Annotated in this window: 20 protein-coding genes; 8 read left to right on the forward strand and 12 right to left on the reverse strand. The window is 37.3% G+C overall.

What is annotated here, in order from left to right:
- The first annotated feature begins 210 nt into the window (after window positions 1-210).
- Window positions 211-1773 (forward strand): bifunctional metallophosphatase/5'-nucleotidase, encoded by a 1563-nt coding sequence (locus ACVWXS_RS23975; protein ID WP_456960440.1) that lies wholly within the window; start codon window positions 211-213, stop codon window positions 1771-1773.
- A gap of 83 nt (window positions 1774-1856) precedes the next feature.
- Here ACVWXS_RS23975 and ACVWXS_RS23980 read toward each other — a convergent pair whose 3' ends face one another.
- The 4 genes from ACVWXS_RS23980 to ACVWXS_RS23995 all read right to left on the reverse strand — a co-directional run bounded on the left by ACVWXS_RS23980 (window position 1857) and on the right by ACVWXS_RS23995 (window position 5832).
- Window positions 1857-2648, reverse strand: a complete 792-nt coding sequence (locus ACVWXS_RS23980; RefSeq protein WP_456960441.1) for a GNAT family N-acetyltransferase — start codon at window positions 2646-2648, stop codon at window positions 1857-1859.
- The gene (gene abc-f / locus ACVWXS_RS23985) at window positions 2641-4440 is read right to left on the reverse strand and encodes a ribosomal protection-like ABC-F family protein (protein WP_456960442.1); all 1800 of its coding nucleotides are present in this window, start codon (window positions 4438-4440) and stop codon (window positions 2641-2643) included. Before abc-f ends, ACVWXS_RS23980 begins: the two co-directional genes overlap by 8 nt.
- 103 nt (window positions 4441-4543) lie before the next feature.
- Window positions 4544-4684: an RAxF-45 family protein gene (locus ACVWXS_RS23990; RefSeq protein ID WP_223553096.1), complete on the reverse strand. Its 141-nt coding sequence runs from the start codon at window positions 4682-4684 to the stop codon at window positions 4544-4546.
- A 119-nt stretch (window positions 4685-4803) separates the two neighbouring features.
- Window positions 4804-5832, reverse strand: a complete 1029-nt coding sequence (locus tag ACVWXS_RS23995; protein ID WP_456960443.1) for an AbrB family transcriptional regulator — start codon at window positions 5830-5832, stop codon at window positions 4804-4806.
- Window positions 5833-6055: 223 nt separating this feature from the next.
- On the opposite strand from ACVWXS_RS23995, the gene ACVWXS_RS24000 reads away from it, so the two are divergent.
- From ACVWXS_RS24000 to ACVWXS_RS24025, 6 genes are all read left to right on the forward strand, one after another.
- A complete protein-coding gene (locus ACVWXS_RS24000; protein WP_456960444.1) occupies window positions 6056-6505 on the forward strand; it encodes a LytTR family DNA-binding domain-containing protein in 450 nt (149 codons plus the stop codon).
- A 1-nt stretch (window position 6506) separates the two neighbouring features.
- Entirely contained in the window at window positions 6507-6911 is a 405-nt protein-coding gene (locus tag ACVWXS_RS24005; RefSeq protein ID WP_068982894.1) for a DUF3021 domain-containing protein, read from the forward strand.
- A 5-nt stretch (window positions 6912-6916) separates the two neighbouring features.
- Window positions 6917-7837, forward strand: coding sequence for an ATP-binding cassette domain-containing protein (locus ACVWXS_RS24010; protein WP_456960445.1), 921 nt, complete (start codon window positions 6917-6919; stop codon window positions 7835-7837).
- Entirely contained in the window at window positions 7837-8712 is an 876-nt protein-coding gene (locus ACVWXS_RS24015; protein ID WP_456960446.1) for an ABC transporter permease, read from the forward strand. Before ACVWXS_RS24010 ends, ACVWXS_RS24015 begins: the two co-directional genes overlap by 1 nt.
- A gap of 132 nt (window positions 8713-8844) precedes the next feature.
- A complete protein-coding gene (locus ACVWXS_RS24020) occupies window positions 8845-9600 on the forward strand; it encodes a DUF2087 domain-containing protein (protein WP_456960447.1) in 756 nt (251 codons plus the stop codon).
- A gap of 16 nt (window positions 9601-9616) precedes the next feature.
- Window positions 9617-9961, forward strand: a complete 345-nt coding sequence (locus ACVWXS_RS24025) for a GIY-YIG nuclease family protein (protein ID WP_068982898.1) — start codon at window positions 9617-9619, stop codon at window positions 9959-9961.
- A gap of 165 nt (window positions 9962-10126) precedes the next feature.
- Here ACVWXS_RS24025 and ACVWXS_RS24030 read toward each other — a convergent pair whose 3' ends face one another.
- The 8 genes from ACVWXS_RS24030 to ACVWXS_RS24065 form a co-directional block, all read right to left on the reverse strand.
- Window positions 10127-10498, reverse strand: coding sequence for an MmcQ/YjbR family DNA-binding protein (locus tag ACVWXS_RS24030; protein ID WP_456960448.1), 372 nt, complete (start codon window positions 10496-10498; stop codon window positions 10127-10129).
- Between the two features lie 171 nt (window positions 10499-10669).
- Entirely contained in the window at window positions 10670-11485 is an 816-nt protein-coding gene (locus ACVWXS_RS24035) for a YitT family protein (protein ID WP_456960449.1), read from the reverse strand.
- A 111-nt stretch (window positions 11486-11596) separates the two neighbouring features.
- Window positions 11597-12907 (reverse strand): M48 family metallopeptidase, encoded by a 1311-nt coding sequence (locus ACVWXS_RS24040; protein WP_456960456.1) that lies wholly within the window; start codon window positions 12905-12907, stop codon window positions 11597-11599.
- 261 nt (window positions 12908-13168) lie between these two features.
- On the reverse strand, window positions 13169-13978 hold the full coding sequence (locus ACVWXS_RS24045; RefSeq protein WP_456960450.1) for a hypothetical protein: 810 nt from the start codon (window positions 13976-13978) through the stop codon (window positions 13169-13171).
- A complete protein-coding gene (locus ACVWXS_RS24050) occupies window positions 13975-15069 on the reverse strand; it encodes an MBL fold metallo-hydrolase (RefSeq protein WP_456960451.1) in 1095 nt (364 codons plus the stop codon). The genes ACVWXS_RS24045 and ACVWXS_RS24050 overlap by 4 nt, the downstream gene beginning before the upstream one ends.
- Window positions 15062-16723 (reverse strand): ABC transporter permease, encoded by a 1662-nt coding sequence (locus ACVWXS_RS24055; protein ID WP_456960452.1) that lies wholly within the window; start codon window positions 16721-16723, stop codon window positions 15062-15064. Before ACVWXS_RS24055 ends, ACVWXS_RS24050 begins: the two co-directional genes overlap by 8 nt.
- Window positions 16724-16783: 60 nt before the next feature.
- Window positions 16784-17809, reverse strand: coding sequence for an ABC transporter substrate-binding protein (locus tag ACVWXS_RS24060; protein WP_456960453.1), 1026 nt, complete (start codon window positions 17807-17809; stop codon window positions 16784-16786).
- Window positions 17806-18771, reverse strand: a complete 966-nt coding sequence (locus ACVWXS_RS24065; protein WP_456960454.1) for an ABC transporter ATP-binding protein — start codon at window positions 18769-18771, stop codon at window positions 17806-17808. The genes ACVWXS_RS24060 and ACVWXS_RS24065 overlap by 4 nt, the downstream gene beginning before the upstream one ends.
- A 137-nt stretch (window positions 18772-18908) precedes the next feature.
- On the opposite strand from ACVWXS_RS24065, the gene ACVWXS_RS24070 reads away from it, so the two are divergent.
- Entirely contained in the window at window positions 18909-19820 is a 912-nt protein-coding gene (locus ACVWXS_RS24070) for a LysR family transcriptional regulator (RefSeq protein ID WP_456960455.1), read from the forward strand.
- Window positions 19821-19992 lie beyond the last annotated feature (172 nt).

The raw sequence follows: 19992 nt of genomic DNA on the forward strand, positions 1-19992 counted from the left end.
GCTGATCCCCAAGGAGTCGCCCAGTCTCCACTCCAATCAACTTATATACAAGGCATACGTCTTAACAAATGTCACCCACAACTTTTGGTGATGAGTCAATGTTCCTACAATCGTACCAAGAAAGGCAATTGCCGTTGTGCCAATTAATAAATAGCGAGATGGAAAATTATAAGATGTACTATGGATATACTAACTGACGGAGGACCTCTTATGACTGAAAAAACAATACAAATACTTGCTACTAGTGATCTTCATGGATATATAATGCCAACCGCTTTCCGCAACGATCACAATGCAGCACTTGGTTTAGCCAAGCTAGCAACAATCATTCAGGAAAAACGGCTTGAAGGACCAACAATTTTAATTGATAACGGAGATTTTATTCAAGGAAGTCCGTTGACTTATTTTCATCAAAAATTTCAAGTGCAAGAGCCTAATCCATTAATACAAGTTGCCAATGATCTTCAATATGATGCGATGGTATTTGGCAATCACGAATTTAATTACGGGCTACCCGCGTTACAATCTGTTATAAGCCAGTCCCAATTTCCATGGCTTGGTGCTAACATTTTAACTAATGATGGCAAGCATTTTACCAAGCCTTATATCATCAAAGAAATAGAAGATGTTCGCATAGGCATTTTAGGTGTGACCACACATTTTGTGACCAAATGGGAAGAGCCACAGCATATTCAGGGTCTTCGTTTTGAAGATGCTTTTTTGAGCGCTAAGTACTGGGCACAATGGATACGTGCAAATGAACAAATTGATGTTCTTATTCTTTGCTACCACGGGGGATTTGAGCGAAGCCTTGAAACAAAAGAATTACTCGAAACAGAGAATGGGGAAAATCAAGGATATCGTATGTGTACCGAAATAGATGAAGTGGATATCGTCATTTCTGGTCATCAGCATCGTGAAATTAGCACAACAATTATGGAAAAATCAGTAGTTCAGCCTGGCACTAAAGGGACTTGCTTAGCTAGTATTGAATTAAAAATGATGATGGACAGCCAGAAGAAAATTCACTCTATTACCCATACACCTTCACTGATTTATGTTACAGCGGATACTGAACCTAAGACATCTGTGTGCAACATGATCTCCCCTACTTTTGAAAAAACAGTGACATGGTTAGATAAAACAATTGGGATTATTCATGGAAATATGCAAATCGAGGATTCATTTCTTGCACGCATTCAAGAGCATCCATATATCGAATTTATAAATCGTATCCAAATGGAGGAATCTGGAGCTGCTATTTCTTGCACAGCACTCTTTCACAATGAGCGTGGTGGTTTCAATCAAGAGGTTACGATGCGTGATATCGTCACAAACTATATTTATGCAAATACCTTAAAGGTGCTTCGTCTATCAGGGCATGACATATTACTCGCCCTTGAACAATCAGCCACCTATTTTACTGTAGAGGCGGGCAAGCTGACAGTAGCCGAGTCTTTTCTGTATCCAAAGGCACAACCTTATAATTATGACATGTGGGAGGGGATCGAATACATTCTCGATATTTCAAAGCATATTGGCGAGCGTGTAACTAAGCTTACTATTAATGATGTTCCTATTAGGATGGATGAAGAATTCGAAGTTGTGATGAGTAGCTATCGTGCAACTGGGGCAGGAAACTTTGATTTTTTAAGAAATCGTCCGGTCGTAAAAGAAATACAATTTGATATGACGGAGCTGATTGCAAACTATATTTTAAAACACCCATCCATTCATGCAACATGTAATGACAATTGGCAAGTAATACTCTAGCTTTTAAAATTTCGCTCTTCCTATGGGAGAATCCGAGCTTGGATCACAGTCCCATAGGAGTATGGCGAAATTGTTTATCTTCATTAAGAATCTTGTCTTATTTGCTTAATGCTTTTTCCTTCAGTAAAGGCATGAATGGATTCTACTTTGCCTACTGATTTGAAATTTGCCTTGTCATAGACTTTTGCAACCTGTTCATTGATAGGCAAAATCCAGAGATATTCTAACCCTTGCTTTACCGACTCTTGCTGAATATGTTGCAGAATATAGCCAATCAATCCTCGTCCTCGATAGCTTTCTAATGTTGCTACACTCTCGACTCTCCCTTGATTGCCTGAGATAAAAATATTGGCAGTACAGCAAGCTATGCCGTCCAATTTTAATAAATAATACGTAAAATGCGGGGAACGATATGTTTGCTCAAAAGCTTTTTTAATTAATGCAGGCTCCCCAAATGTTGAGATACTCATTTCTACGGCTAATGCTTCTTCCATATTGGTAGCTGTTACACGTTCAATTTGTATTGCTGGATTATGCGATAGTGGCGAGTATTCACCATTCCAACACTGTACATCATCTGTAAAACATTCATATTGAAAGCCGTTTACTTCTAATGCATCTATACACGACTGGTTTTCCTCCACATTGTATAAATACAATCTTGGGATGAGAGATTTTGCTTGATAGTACTTCTTGATGTTTTTCAAAAATAGATCCGGATTGCTGATCTTCTTCCAAATGTGTGCATGATTGGCGTCGTAATATGTTGGTATTTCCTTATTATAAAATAATACTCCTTCATGACATGTTTCCATCTCACTAAAACTTTTAATATAATCAATATCTAGCTGCATGATGTGCTCAATTTTATGCATGCTCTGTTCCTCCCTCAATCCATTTTCCATATAAATCCTCTAGCTGCTGTTCAAGCTTTTGTCGTTGCTCCTTGGCAAGTGTCGGCTCCTTTAATTTTATTTCAAGCTTTTCAATCTGATCTTCAATGGGTAACTCTTTTTTAGCAGCGTAGGTCTTTTCAGGTGCTTCCTTAATAACCGGTTCTTTAACTATTTCTAAACGTTTTTGCCTTGCCCATTCATAATCGCCTTCAAATACTTGAATCGTTTCATGCTCAATCCATGCAACTTTTGTAAAAATCTTTTGTAAGAAATAACGGTCATGCGAGACACCCATAATGGTCCCTTCAAAGGACTCTAATGTATCCTCCAATACCTCTCTCGCTTCAATGTCTAAATGATTGGTCGGCTCATCTAGCATTAATAAATTAATATCGGCATGCATTAACTGTGCTAGACGTAAGCGCATTTTTTCGCCCCCACTTAAATCCTTCACTTTTTTAAAAACGTCATAGCCATAAAATAAAAATTGAGCAAGAATATGACGTGCCTCTGCCTCTGACACAGCGACACGCTCACGGAATGCATCTATTAAACGAATGGCAGGATTTTTATGCTCAAATTGCTGTGAAAGGTAGCCAATTTTCACGTTGCTACCGACATGACAGATCCCCTTATCAGGCTCAATTTCGCCTAGCATCATTTTTAACAACGTTGATTTCCCACTACCATTACCACCAACAATCGCCAGTCGTTCTCCGAAATAAACCGCTAAATTACTTTCCTTAAATAATGGTTTCTCAAATGCATGGCTAATGCCCGTCATTTGTACAACCTCTTTACCACTACGCTCAGCCATCGTTAAGGCTAGATTCATTTTCTTTTTCGTTGTAGGCTTCTTCAAACGTTCAATACGTGCTAATGCTTTTTCCATACTTTTGGCACGTCGATGTAAGGCAGCATTTGGTGGATTCGCTTCATTTGCCCATTGCTTTAAACGCTTTATTGTTTCCTGCATTTTTTTTATTTTCTTTTGCTGTTCTTCATATTGAGCAAATTGCTGTTCAACCTTAGCTTCTTTTTGTTCAACAAACGCATCGTAATTGCCACTATACGCAAATGCCTCTCCATCTTCAATTTCAATTATTTTTTGAGCCATTTGATTCATAAAATGACGATCATGTGATACGACAATAACAATTCCTGCAAAGTTTCGGACATAGTTTTCTAGCCATTCAATTGCCTGCATATCTAAATGATTCGTTGGTTCATCTAATAGCAAAATAGAAGGATTACTTAAAAGGATTTGCCCAAGCATCACCTTTGTTTTCTCCCCACCACTTAAGCTAGTAAATGGTTGCTCAAGCAATGGCGTAATACCTAAACCATTGGCAATCATCGCTAATTGCGCATCAATTTCATAGCCACCCTGTAGCATAAACTGTTCCTGCACATGACCATATTGCTGAAGTATTTTATCGGTTACAGCCAACTGCATCTCTTGCTCAAGCTTTGTCAGCGTTGCCTTCAATGCATAGATTTCCGCAAATGCTTCCTCCAGCACTTCCTTAACTGAGAGCATAGGATAATCCGGAATTTGATGTAAATAACCAATCGTGGCTTCTTTACTTTTTATGATTCGTCCCTTATCTGGCGTATCCAACCCAGCTAGTAACTGTAATAAAGTCGTTTTCCCACTGCCATTCACGCCAACAATGGCAACATGCTCGCCTGTATTTACTTCTAATTGAAGCCCTTCAAATAATACGCTTCCACCCATAATTTTTTGTATTTGTTCAGCCTTAATTTGCATCGTTTTTTCCTCCAATGAAACGTGCGAAAAACATCTATAGACACAAAAAAGACTGCTCGATTAACAAGCAGTCTTTTCCTCATTAGTTTGTGAAAAAGAATGGTTAATTCGCTACGTTTGTTATTTGATTTTGCTTAAAAATGGACAGACCTCTCCCGTTGTTCGCAAAATCGAAAGTAATAACACGTGCAAAATACATAGCTTTATCCTCTTTTACACCTGTTTTCGTAGCGTTTTTATTCATTCCTTTTCACCTCCGTTCATCCTAGTTAAATTTATAATACCATAATTCAGGAAATTTGGTAAAGAAAAATTTCGTACATTTCAAATTTTTATAAATATACAAATATTTGCGGCAGTTTTTTAAGCTTTCACTTTTCTCACAAACATTTTGACAAACGGTACGAGGAAAATGGATACGACTAGTACTCTGAATAGCTGAAATGCAGTAACGATTGTCACATTCGCATGAACAGAAGCGGCGATAATCCCCATTTGATCAAGCCCTCCTGGTACGATACTTAAAAAACCTGTCTGAAAATCAAGACCATACAAATCCTTCATGATAAATGTTAAGCCGTATGCAGCGCCAATAAAGATGCCTGCTGATACAAATGCGTAAAACACATGCTTCTTCGATAAATGTAAATCCTCTTTTTTCAATAAAAGCCCAATGTAAATGCCAAGCATTAGTTGCGCAATATGAAGTAGTGACAACGGTAATTTTGGTACATCCATTCCTGCTATATTAAAGCCCATCAATAAAAACACTGGACCAAGCATATAGCCTGTTGGTATTTTCACCTTTTGCGCCAGCCACCCCGCCACTCCACACACAGCAAGTAAACCTATTAAGCTCCATGAATACGCTCCGTCTACCACTAACACATTTCCACCAGAGCCTGACACCATTAATGGCACAAACCCGACGATTAAAAGGACCCGTAATATTTGAAAGAACGTAATAACAACCATATCCATATCCCCTTGCTCTTCAGCAAAGGCTACAACCTGTGACATTCCCCCAGGTACACAGCACGTCAACGCGGTCGCAAAATCTAAATCTGCACGCTTTGCTACTAAATAGCTGATGCAAAAAAACAGTAAAATGAATAGTACATTTAAAACGACCATACTCCATAAAAATAGTTGAATATCCTGCACGGCTTCGGGTGTAAAAGCAAAACCAATAGAATACCCAGCGACGATTAAACCAAAATTACGAAAATATATATGCCATTTCAATTGTACTTTGGTCGATAACTGAACAATTAGTACCGCTGTTATAGCACCAAGCAACCATGGCATTGGAATATGTAAAAGTTGAAATAAAACAGCACCTGCTAAACCAATACATAATGTAATAAACATGTGCTTATCAAAAATAAACATAGAAGCAACCCCTCATGACTGAATAATTTTATTATGCCGTTTACCTGCCATTTTTTCTACTTCATCACTTTTTGCGAGGTTCTATATTGTCAAAAATGAACCTGTTATTCATGAAATTTAACCTCTTATCCAAGAAATTCTCCGAGCCAAATTTTTCTATGCTACATTATTATTACCTGATTCAGTGTTTCTCCATAGCGGAGATATGTAAAGGAGGCCTCCAATGAAAATTCATTTAACAATCAATAGTGAGCTAGAAGAAACCGAGATTCATATACATGCGAAGGAATACACCGAGCAAATTGAACGACTGATGAAGCAGCTACAAGCTTCACAAACAACGATGCTAGATGGCTACTTTCAACAGGAAATTCATATGCTAAAAATTTCAGATATTTATTCTATTTACGCAGAGGGTGCAAAAGTATTTTTGCAGACAGAGGAACAGGAATTCGAAACAAAGCGTAAATTGTATGAGCTGGAAGCACAATTATCGAAGGACTTTGCCAGAGTCAGTAAATCGACACTCGTTAACATTAATAAAATTGCCTCTATTCAAATGGGTAAAATCGGTACAACAGAACTGATATTAGAAAACGATGTGTCCGTCCATGTTAGTCGTAAATATTTAAAAGAATTAAAACACCACTTAGGTATTGGGAGGGACTCATAATATGAAATTTATTCGCATGATGATTATCGGACTACTCATATCACTTAGCTCTTCCTACGTCTTAGTAACATTAAGCGTCATATCTAATAACGCTGTAATGTCAGGATCGGAATTACTTGAACAAATTATCATCGCAGCCATACTTGGAGCTGTAATTGGTTTGCTGTCCATCATTTTTGATATCGAGCGTTTACCTTTTATTGCTCAGTTTATTTTACATGTAATTGCAGTTACTCTGTGTGTGTTGATTGCAGGTTATTTCGGGCGCTGGTTTGAACATTCAAGCATTACGTCTATTTTTATAAGTGAAGCTATTATTTTCTTTTTCGCTTGGTGCATTATTTATGTACTTCAAAAAAATGATATTGCAAAAATCAATCAAGTAATTCAAAAAAGAAAGGAATAAACAATATGACCTTTGCTATACAAGTTGAAAACCTATGTAAGCAATATGGGGTTCATCAGGCAGTAAAAGGGATTTCATTTACCGTTGAGCAAGGCTCCCTCTTCGCCTTTTTAGGTGCGAATGGTGCGGGTAAATCAACGACTATTGAAATACTTTGTACATTATTAAAAAAATCAAGCGGTACAGTTAAAATTAATGGCTATACACTTGATGCAAGTAACGACAATGCGGAAGTCCGAAAATCCATTGGTGTCGTATTCCAGCAAAGTTTACTGGATGAACGATTGACAGTGCGAGAAAATATACTTCACCGTGGCAAAACATATGGCTTATCGAAAGCTCAACTTGCCGAAAACTATCAATTAATATCAACCTATTTGCATTTAGCTGATATAGAAAAACGAAAATATGGAACTTTATCAGGTGGGCAAAAAAGGCGGGCTGATATCGCTCGAGCGCTTATACATCGACCTAAAATTTTATTTTTAGATGAACCGACAACTGGTCTTGATCCACAAACACGTCAATTCGTATGGCAAGCCATTAGGCAGCTACAGCTAGAAACAAATATGACTGTTTTTTTGACAACCCATTATATGGAGGAAGCGGCAGTCGCTCATCAAGTGATCGTCTTAAAGCAAGGTGAAATTGTCGCAGAAGGTACACCGGATGCTCTTAAAACCAAATACGCCTACGATGCAATGGCACTTGTTTTTCATAATAGCGATGAGGGGGTAAAGTGGCTTGAGGAACATGCCATCTCCTTTACAGAAAAGCTAGGTATTTTCTCCATCCGGGTTGAATCAACTCTTCATGCTTTAACACTATTAAAAAAAGCCGAGCCGCTTATTGCCTCATTTGAAGTAATCAAAGGTACTATGGATGATGTCTTTCTTCATATCATGGCCGAGGGAGGTGTAGCTTAATGGAAGCATTATCTAGCTTAGTACAGCGAAATAGCAAGGTTTTCAGACGTGATAAAACGCAAGTCTTCTTCTCCCTGCTCTCTGTCCTTATCGTCATTGTGTTATACGCTGTATTCCTTCAAAAAATGCAAGTAGATGCCATTGAGCAAATGACGGAAGCTACGCCAGAATTAGTAACGATGGTCAATGAATGGCTAGTGGCTGGCTTACTATCTATGATCGCCGTTTCAACAACACTTGCTGCATATGGCATCGCTGTAAAAGATTTAGAATCAAAAGCACAGGCTGATTTTTTAACTGCGCCCATTTCCCGAGCAACAATTCAATTCAGTTATGTAATCAACGCATTGATCGTAGGCTGTATCTTTTCCTTTATCGCCCTTATTGGCTGTGAAATTTTTATCGTTGCTACAGGCGGTGAGCTTTTAAGCTTTAGAAATTTCGTTAACGTCGTAGGCATATTATTTTTATCTGTTTTACTTGCCAGTGTTTTTAATCTGTTTCTTGTGTTATTTGTTAATACACAAAATTCCTTTTCGACGCTAGGAACAATCGTCGGAACAGCAATTGGTTTTTTATGCGGTGTTTATGTACCTGTAGGAGCACTGCCAACCTTTGCTCAAAACCTTATTATGTATTTCCCTATCAGCCATACAACATTACTATTACGCAATTCCTTTATGGAAAGCTCCATTTCTAAAGTTTTTGACGGCGTACCTGCTTCTTACGTGGAAGATTATAAAATCAATTATGGTATTGTCTATGAGCTTCATGGGAATATACTAAGTACGTCAACTAGTGTAATCATTATTTTCGTCACAATTATTGTTCTAGCGACCTTATCCATCATCCTTTTTAAAAAGAAGAATAAATAAATGCCAGTAAACATATTTACACATCGTTTATAAAACGATGTGTTTTTTATTGATTTTAATTAAACAATTTGTTATTTTAATTATAAATAAGCAAACAAAATTATTTTCCGTTTGTTTTCAGGAGGGTGTTCAATGGATGTAAATGAATTATTTTGGCAAGCTTCAATTGATAACATAAAAAAGGGCTATATTGATAAAACCACACACTTCACTTGTCTACTTTGTGGAGAAAAGATTGAAAAAGGAATTATTTATCCACATGAAGGTGTACTCTACGAAGCAGAAAAATTTATACAGCATCATATTACTTCAGCCCACCAATCTGTATTCCATTATTTAAATGGTCTAAATAAAAAAATGACAGGATTAACTGATCATCAAAGTCATATTTTGCGCTTATTTTATGAAGGAAAAACCGATCAAGAAATGAAAGAAGAACTGGAAATAGGTAGTGCAGCAACGATTCGTCATCATCGCTTTGCCCTTAAAGAGAAGGAACGTCAGGCAAAAACTTTTCTTGCCATGATGGAGTTATTAAAGGAGCAGAATCAAAAGGAAGAGAGCTTTGTCCCCATACACAAAACGGCTACAATGGTCGACGAACGCTATGATGTTACGATTTCTGAAGAACAGCAGTTACTAGAAAAACACTTTCCACATGGTATCGGTAAAGAGCTAGCCCGCTTCCCAAAACGCGAAAAGCAAAAAATCGTGATACTCCGCGCAATCACAAAACTTTTCGATGAAGCGAAACAGTATTCAGAAAAAGAATTAAATGCCATCATCCAACCGATCTACGAGGATTATGTACTAATACGTCGCTATTTAATCGAATACGGTTTTATAGACCGTACAGATGATGGTAGTGCCTATTGGGTAAAAAAATAAGAAGGCAGGGTTTTCAATGGATCATAAAAAAGAATTAAAGGAAATGTATAAAGACATGAAAATTGAAGCGGGCGTTTTTACAATGACCAATAAACAAAATAGTAAAGTATTTGTTGGCAGCTTCAATAATTTAAAACGCCTAAACGGCTTTCAGTTTATGTTAAAAACAAATACACACACAAATAAAGAGCTCCAAACCGATTACAACTCATTCGGCAAAGATGCTTTTGAAATTGAAGTAGTAGAATATTTGAAGAAAAAAGAAGAGGGCTACTTCGATGCTAAAAAAGAATTAGAAAAACTAGAGCAAAAATGGCTCGACACGCTACAGCCTTTTGGCGAACGTGGATATAATTCTTAAGCAACAAGCTACACAATGAAAAAGGAATCTGTTTTCTTCACAGTTAAGCTGTGAAATGGCAGATTCTTTTTTTCATGGTGTTGCGCGTGGGCGGTCACTCTGATTCCCTGAGGATTTCACTTCGCCGCGCGAGGATTCACTTCTCTCCCGCGAATATAGGCATCACTAAATTTCTTTCAATAATGCAATTTCTTGCTGAGCTTTTTTCGTTAGCTTTCCGAAAACTAGCTTATAGGAATGCTCGATTAAATTTTCAACTAAATCCATAGATACGTCATCTGCATCCATATAGATTGAATTCCAATGTGTTTTATTCATATAGTAGCCAGGAATAATTCCTTCATAAGCTTCTCTTAATTCTTCAGCTCGTTTAGGCTCACATTTCAATGTAAGTACTGGCTTTCCAGTAGCATCTCCGCCCATCATCGCATACATTTTTCCCCCAATATGGTAGCGATCAGCTTCCCACTCTATTTTATAATCATGCGTTGTGCCATGAAGCTTTGAACAATAGGCGTGAATTTTTTCTTTTTCCATTTCAATACTTCCTCCCCATAATGGCCTTGGTGCAATATAGCTGACGTTTTCACTTCGCTACATAACATTTCTCTGGCCAAAAACAAAAACACACGTTCGATTATACATAGTATAACCCATAACGTGTGTAGAGAAAATAACAATTATTAATTTTTTCCAATTCAATAATTTTTACTTAACCCCTCGATCGAACATGCCGATGACCTCTGTAGTTTGCAATATATTGACAAAAGCTTTTTCATCCGTTTCTTTGATCGTACCTTTTACTTCAGCAAGCTGATAGCGTGTTATAACCGTAATTAATACTTTACGACTTTCTCCTGAATAGGCACCCCTTGCGTCCATAATCGTAACACCTCGATAAAACTTTGATAGCAGTTGCTGCTTTACTTCTTCGCCCTTACTTGTAATAATCATCAACGTCAATTTAATATGACTCGTATGAATAGTGTCGACAACCTTCCCTGTAGCATAAATCGATACGAGCGTCAGTAATGCCGCATCCCAGCTAAAAACAAATCCGCTGATCGCTACAACAATACCATTCATCGTAGAGATTAATGTACCGAGCGGAAAATCACGTTTACGACTTAGTAGCATCGCAATAATATCAAAACCTCCAGAGGAACCAGATGCACGGAAAATCAACCCCGTTCCCAAGCCCACAATAACTCCGCCAAATAAAGAGGCAAGAATCGGCTCTTGCGTAGCTTTATAAATAGGAATAATATACAAACTTACTGACAAAACGGCGACTGAAAGTATCGTATATCCAATAAACCGCTTCCCTAACTTCATAATCCCTAAAATAAGCAATGGCAAATTCAAAAGTAAATTTAAAACCCCTGTATTCAAGGGCGTGATAATACCAAGCATGATAGCAATCCCACTTAATCCACCACTTAAAATTTCATGCGGAATTAATAAAAAATTGTAGGCAAAGGCAATTAATATCGATGAAAGTGTAATAATGATCACATTACGCATAACGATTCCCCTATCAGTAAAACAAACGAATTTTGATACATCTTTTCCTTAGAATACCCAACTTATTCTTTCTAAAAACCTAGATTTTGCACTGCCGTTAAACAAAGCGATTTACTTCTTCTGTTGTTCTTTTTTCTGCTCCTCTTTTAACGGCACTCCCTCTTTCTGCCCTTCTTTCTCCGCTACTTTAGAAATCCGTTCTAGCATTGGCGGATGTGTATATCGGAACCACTTAACAAGTAGTTGTGGATTTACCTCACTTAAACCAGATATCGTTAACTTTTGGAACGCCGTAACAGCTGCCTCACGATCACCCGTAAGTGAAATCGCATATTGATCTGCTCTCATTTCCTGATACCTTGAGATATAATTGGACAAAGGGTTTGAAGCAAATAATAAAACAGATGTTATAAGTAAAAACAATGGATACGAACCTATATCACTTATTTTTTTAATTTTTAATACCTGTCCATAACGGCCAACAATCCGTCTCATACACTTTGCTGTTAGCCATAATCCTAGCAAGGTCAACAAAAGATAGCCTGCAATACCAAAATAAATATGCTTCTCAACGTAATGTCCCATTTCATGTGCCATGATAAATAAAATTTCATTATCTGTTAGACGATTTAATGTAGTATCCCATAACACAATCCTCGAATTACTGCCAATTCCCGTTACATAGGCATTTAAGGCATTCGTTTTTTCTGCCATATTAACTTCATAAACATGTTCTGCCGGTATATTGGCTTGTGCTGCTACCGATAAGATTTTCTCCTCTAGCTCCTTATTTTTCAACGGATAAAAATCATTATATAAAGGATCAATTACAACAGGCTGGATAAACATCACAAATATTGTAAATGGAATTGTTAAAAACCAAGCATATAGCCACCATCTTTTAGCACTTTTTTTGATAAGCCAGTAAATAACAGACACAATAATAAAGCTCATGCCAAAGTTAACCCAAAAATCGATAAGACCATCTCGCATCCACGACGAAAATCCTTGTGTACTAATACCGTAATTTTTACTTAAATTATACCGATAATAATCGAGTGGGAATAGTACCACATATAATAAAAGTGATAATAAGAATAAATAGCTTGCATTTTGTAACAGCTTCCTCTTTGTTTGAGACGTCGCCACCTTTTCAAAATAACGAGATACGCCCATTAATAAAATCATGAAATAGACTAACCATTCCAAGGGTGTAGCAACAAAAAACAGGAAGTTTCGTATTTTCGAATATTCACCACTTAGATATAGTTCTCTTTCAGACATAAACATCACTGGATCCGCAGCTGTTCCCTGCATCGCTCGTGGTATTGTACCACCGCCGCTATGGAATATATACCAATACATACACAGCACATAAACGCTGAACAATAGTAGCGCGACAATTCCCATTTTTTTCGCTATGTCATTTCCTCCCTTGTTCAAAGCTAAGTTCGTCCTATAGTAAGTGTAAGCTAAATTGAAAAAGTTAGAACAAATTTTTTGTGTTTTATTTACCTTCTATCCCACTTCACACATCATTTAAACCTGTTTCCAAAAAGAAAAAATTCACTCCCCTTCTACAAACGAATGCCAAGTCTTGTAGATGCCATACACTACAGCTTGTCACGGTTCCTAGAAAAGTTGCGAATTTTTCAGCGTATTTTTCGCTAATGAACTTAAAAATTACATATCCATGACAAATGCCGTTTTGCCACGTTGATCATCACTTAAATAACCGGCAGACATTAATTGATCATGCCAAACTTTCTCTATAACTGCGGCTTTTAATGCATCCTCCTCCTTCGTCGATAGTTCCACCATAATTTCTCCTTGGTATTGCCAAACTTCAATATCCGCCGCATAGCCCGCAAAGCTTCCTTTATATGTTACAGCCTTTGCAGGACCGTAAATTACGGCTTGGGATAATGTGTTTTGATACCATTCTTCAGAATCCCAATTTAAAATTTTTTTCGGTGCATTTTCAAAAATTAATTTTTTAGCAGCGTTTGTATCGACTGCATCATAGGACACTTTAGATGTAGTCTTTAATGATTCCTTACGACTAATCGTGAATGTCCGATTACCACCCTTACTATCCATTTCAAATTTATAATTAGACTCTGCTCCAGTGAAACCATGACTTTCTGTAATAGCGATTGCTTCATCTAGAGGTGTATTTAAGAATCTCTTTTTATAGGTAATATCCATCTTATTGCTCCCTTTATAGACACGCAAACGTTGGATATAGTCTTCATTTAGAAAGGCTCTCTGTGGTGTATCAAAGAAATAAACCTTTACTTCATCTTTTTTTGTAGCCTGGAAAATATTCAAAATATCCGTTTCTGTGAAAAGTTCTGATTTAATATTAAATTTAATTTCATGCTCTGGTACGATTGCTGCTTTTGCTTGTACGGATCCAACAAACATAATGCTAACAAGGATAGTTCCAATTAAACACAAATTTAGTGCCCATTTCTTCATTTGATTCATCATAATACTTCCTCCTCATTTTTTATTAATTGCAAGAAAGTCGTTTCTTTAGTCGTTAATGAACTATGAAAATAGATGGTCTTTTGTGCATGTATTTTCTTAGAAAGTGTGATGATGTCATGATAATCTGGATGTGTTTTATAAAAAAATTCCTTATGTTGATTTCGGCTGAGCTGCATGCTATATTTCCCTTTATTCCAATATCCCGTAAAGATCACTATTGCATTAGACTTTTTATGAAGTAGTTCCTCTAATTTCGTTTCATCACGCTCAGGCACAAAATAGATGGCACTTTCACTATCTGTCATCTTTATCAAACATTGTCGTTTAAACGATGGTAATATTGTTTTAGTAGGCAATAAGTTTTCAGGTTCCTCATAATAGTTTTCAAATAACGACAACAAATGATCATGTATACATATCGATCTTGTCGTATGCTGAAAAAGATAAGTAGCAATATCGACTGTTTTTCCTGAAAAAGAAGATGGGAAAATAATTGGGCAGCCCGGATTTGCATGAATATATTCTGTCATTTGCTGCAATACTTCTAAATTATTGATGCTCTTCTCAACATGACCGCTATCAATAATGGCTACATCATATACAGTCTCGTCCTCTATCGGCAGCTCTGCTTTTAACAAAAAGGAATCCACCACATAATCGCCAGAGTAAAATATCACCTCCTCAAAAAACCGAATTTTATACCAAACGCTTCCTATTAGATGTCCACTGTAGCCCCATTGAAAGGCAAGACAGTTACTAACAACTAACCACTTTCCGATAGATTCTGGTTGAAAGGTTCTTGTATGTTGGCATGGTTGTTTTAATTGCTGCGCAGTCATTTTACTCATAATGATCGGTCCTGTGTATCCCCATGTCTCAAGTAAAGGAAGAGCACCTACATGATCTGAATGTGAATGGGAAATAAATACTGCATCAAGCTTCGCTACATGAGCTTGCGTTAAATTCGGAGGAGTCTTCTGTCGAGTGTTCATCACTCCGCAATCGAGTAAAATAGCATGTCCATTATTTTCAATGAAAAAGCAGTTACGGCCATACTCACCAACCCCACCTAAAATCTCTACATTAAGCATCCGCATGTCCTCCCCTTTTTTGTAGCCAGGCAAACAGCAACATGAAAATAACGGTCATGATGACTGTTATGACTGCAACAGCCATTCCTTCCCCGACATTTCCTTGCTCAAATTGACTGTAAATAAATGTCGCGCCAGTCTCTACTGAAGGGGGCAAAATAAGTAATCCAGCGACAAGCTCACGCATTGAGATAATAAACGTCATCGTCATCCCAGCAAGAATTCCCTTCATTAATAATGGAATGATGATCTGTCGATAAACAACCCAACTACTTCTCCCAAAAATAGCTGCTGATTGGAATATGGAAGAATCTAATTGTGATAAAGAGGACTTTATATATTGCACGGAATACGGTAAGAAAAGTACACAATACGTCACTACTACCATTGTCTTCGTATTATAAATGGTTGCTGGTAGCCATGGCGCATTCCAAAACATAATTAACCCAACTACAAAAACAATTCCAGGAATAATGTTAGGCATTAAACTAAAGAAATCTAATACTTGCTGCTTTTTCGTTTCTCCTTTTTTAATGTATAAGGCAATGAACAAACCAATAATCGCTGTAACGACAGCTGTGATTATGGAGAAAACAACACTATTTAAAAATGCTGACAATCCAGCACTTCCACTTGTAAACACTTCCTGGTAGGAGGCAAAACTAAAATTCCCTGCTTGCAAACCATCTCCCCTAACTTTCTGCAAAGATGTCACGATAATCGAAAAGTAAGGAATACCGATCGATAGCAAAATGATGATCCCCACAAAAAGCCATGAACCAAGCTTGACATACCACTTATCTTTGATTTCACGAATAGCTGGTGTTTTTCCAGAAAGCACGCTATATGTATATTTGCGTCCAATAAGATTTTGAAAGTACCAGATAATGAGACAAACTGATAGTAAAAATAATGACAGCGAAGTCGCCATACTTATGTCTACTGGCCATCTAGATAGGTAAGAGTGAATTTCAGTCGTAAAAACTTGAAAACCAATTCGACTACCAAATGTTGCAGGTGTTCCAAATTCAGCTAACGTTTTGATGAAAATTAGCAAACTTCCTAGTACGTAGCTAGAAACCAATAAAGGCAAAACTATTTTCGTCCAATTTCTCCAAGAGCTTCGTCCGAAAATTAATCCAGCATCAAGAAAGGATCCATTGATTCTTAATAGCGTATTTTTTAGCATTAAATATAAAAAAGGAAAAAGATGCAGGCTCATAATCATGACCATCCCAGGCAAGGAGAAGAACGCTTCCGTCATCCAAGCAGCACTTGGAAATAGCTGTTGGAGAAAACCATTATTCTGCATAAACAATATCCAGCCCATCGAGCCAATATACGGTGGTGTCATAAACGGAATCGTTAGAACAATATCTAGCCAATTATATTTATACAAGCTTGTTTTCGTTCTTATTAACGCCATGGGGAATGCTATAATTGTTGTCCCTATAATAACTAAAACTCCTAATAGTATAGAGTTCCCAAGCGTATGCCACACTCTCTCGTTGGCAAACATTCTATTAATCTGCGAAACATCTAATTGCCCATCTTTCATAAATGTATATAGCACAATGGCAATTAACGGTGCGATAGCAAACGTGATGACAAGTGTCAGTAATAATCCAAAAGATCGTCTGCCTTCCATAATCATTGATATTTCAATCCTTCCCTAGAAAAACTTAAAGGAGGCTAAAAAACCTCCCAAAACTACTTAACGAAAAATATCATTGAATTTAGTTACTATTTCAAGTTGCTTCGCTTCTGCGCCCTTCCAGTTCACATTTAGCTGAGGAATTTCATCTAAGGCTGCACGATCCTTTACAGCTATATCTTTGTTGCCTGGTAGCAAGTAGGCATCTGCGACAAGCTTTTGCCCTTCATCTGACAGTAAAAAATCAACGTATGCTTTTGCACTCTCTACATTTTTTGCATCCTTTAAAATACCAACAGCTCGTGGACTGACAACTGTCCCGCTTTTTGGATAAACAATTTCTACTGGCTCACCATCAGCTTTTGCTTTATAGGCCATGTAATCTACACCTGAAATTGTGGCATTTTTGTCACCAGTAATAACAGCATCTAACGCTTCCTTATTGGCACCATTCACCTGTAAACCATTTTCCTTCCACTTCTCCATCGTAGTCCAAGCCGTTTTCTCCGCTTCTGTATATCCGTATAGGAAATCTACAGCAGAGCCTGACAAGCTTGGATCTGGTATATTAATTTTATTTTGCCATTCAGCTTTTGCTAAATCTGTCCATTCTTCCGGAGCCTGTTGCGTATTTTTTGTATTATAAGCAATTCCTAAAGCGGAGGCACTGTAACCATAATAATAACCTTCTGCATCTGACCAATCGCTATTGATTTTCTTTGCATTTGCAGCGTCTTTATAGCTTTGAAGCTGATCCGTTTCCTTTAAGCCATCCATTGAAGCGACAGAGGCTAGTACAACAACGTCTGCCACAGGGTTGTTTTTCTCTGCTTCTAAACGCGATAATATTTTGCCGGTTGTCCCTTGGAACATCTCAACTTTTATTCCCGTTTGCTCTTCAAATGCTTGTTGAATATTCGCTGCTAAACCATCTGGACCAGCAGAATATACCGTTAAAGTTTGTTCTTCTTTCGGCTCTGCACTGGATTCTTTATTGCTCTCTACTGTTTTATTTCCACAGCCCGCTAATGCTAATGTTAAAAGAATCCCAGCTGTAGCAAATAGTTTTATACTTCGTTTTTTCAATGTAAACCCTCCAATTGATAGATTTGTTTTTCATCAATAAAAACTTCAAGCTGCTTACCATGTTCTATAGGTTCTGCCTCGTAAAAGCTCCAATGCTTACCATCTACCTGTGCCTGCACTAAATATCGATCACCAACAAAGGTACTTTTTACAATCATCGCTTGTTTTGCAATTGTTCCTGGGCGTGCCACTCTGGAAACTCCTTCAGGTCGAACAATATAATTACCTTTATCAAACCAGTTCACTTTGCCGATAAAATCTGCTACATATGGTGTTGTTGGGGCGTGATATATTTCTTCTGGCGTTCCTACTTGTGCAATTCTTCCTGCCTCCATTACGATAATTTGATCTGACATTGCCATAGCCTCTGTTTGATCATGTGTGACAAAAATTGCCTGACAATCCAGCTCATGAATAATATGCATGATTTCATCTTGCATTTTTTCTCTTAGTACTGCGTCGAGCGCCGATAAAGGTTCATCAAACAAAATAAGCTTTGGATTTGTCGCAAGTGCCCTCGCAAGCGCTACCCGTTGCTGCTGTCCTCCAGATAACTCACCAGGTTTACGTTTTTCAAATCCGTCCATTTTCACCAATCGCATAACGTGCTCTACTCGTGCCGGAATTTCTGACTTTGGAACAATTCCCTTCAAGCCAAAAGCAATGTTTTGGAAAATCGTCATATGAGGCCATAATGCAAAATCTTGAAAAACCATTGTCATATTTCTCTTATTTGGTTTTACATTTTTACGGAGTTTGGATGAATAAATAATTGTTTCATCAAAATGAATTTCTCCATTTGTCGGTTGTTCAAGACCTGCTAATAGTTTTAATAACGTCGTCTTACCACAGCCTGATTGTCCTAAGATTGTAATGAATTTGCTATCCAACTCAATATTGATAGGCCATAGCGCTTGAGCCTGTCCATATTTTTTCTCGATATTCGTTAATGAGATTTTCATAATATCCTCCTTGTTAATTACAACTATAAATTCCAGATATTTAGAAAATATTAATCTACTATTAATAACTCGTTAAAAAAAATCTAATAAACTAAAGCAAATACAAGATTTTTTCTAATTTACTTTAGGAGGATAAAATGAATAATGTGAAATTACAGGCATTTTGCCTACTTGTAGAATTAAAAAAATTAGCTCCTGTTGCCAAAGAGCTTGGTCTTACAGCACCAACAGTATCCTTTCATATTCGCTCAATTGAAGAGGAATATGGCATCCGTTTATTTCGGACAAATGCAGGTGGATACCGTTTAACAGAAGCGGGAGAAGGACTCTATCATTACGCTCGCCAAATTGTACAGCTACAAAAAGACATGAACCGCTTTGTCGAAAATCTTTTAGCGGGCAATATCGGCTCCATTCGGCTTGGAGCAAGCGGGCTACCTGCACATATTTTTATGCCAGATATCATCCATCAAATTTCAACAACCTATCCAGATATCCGAATATCACTGGAAGTAAAAACAGCTCCTGAAATTGAACAAATGGTAGCTCTTCAAGAATTAGATTTCGGGCTAATTATGGAAACAAAACAAGAAAATTCGTCCCTTGTCTACGAAACAATTGGTGAAGACGAACTTGTATTGGCATTAAGCCCTACCCATGAGCTGGCAGCAAAAAAGGACATCTCAAAAGCAGATGTCCTAAAAAACAAAGTATTATTGCACACTTCCTCTAGTTCAACGAATCATTTTATAGAAAAATGGATGGATCCATTTCACCCATCCATTTATACAATCGAGCTAGATTCTGTTAGTACGATTAAGAAGATGCTTACTTTCGGAAAAACAATTGCCTTTTTATCAGTTGCCTTCATTGAGGATGAATTAAAATCAGGACTTTTAATAAAAAAAGACTTATACGATGTGGCGCTTAATAGAAAGATTCAACTTATTTACTCTAAATCTCGTCTAGAAACTAAAATGGATTCATTTGTAAAAGCTGCAATTTATGATTTAGCATATCAATTAAAAAAATATCCTCATATGACATAATTCCAAGGAGATTTTATCCTTTTGGAGGGTGATTGTTATGGCTAACTGAGTTACTTACAAAGAATACTGTAAAACTCTGGCTCATCACCATAACGTGTGGTTGATTTCCGTTCCGACTGGGCGCTTTCCTGGGGGCGTCCGATGAGCCGCTTCACTCGCGTTGCTCGCTCCA

The sequence above is a fragment of the Lysinibacillus sp. TE18511 genome (genome assembly GCF_054062295.1).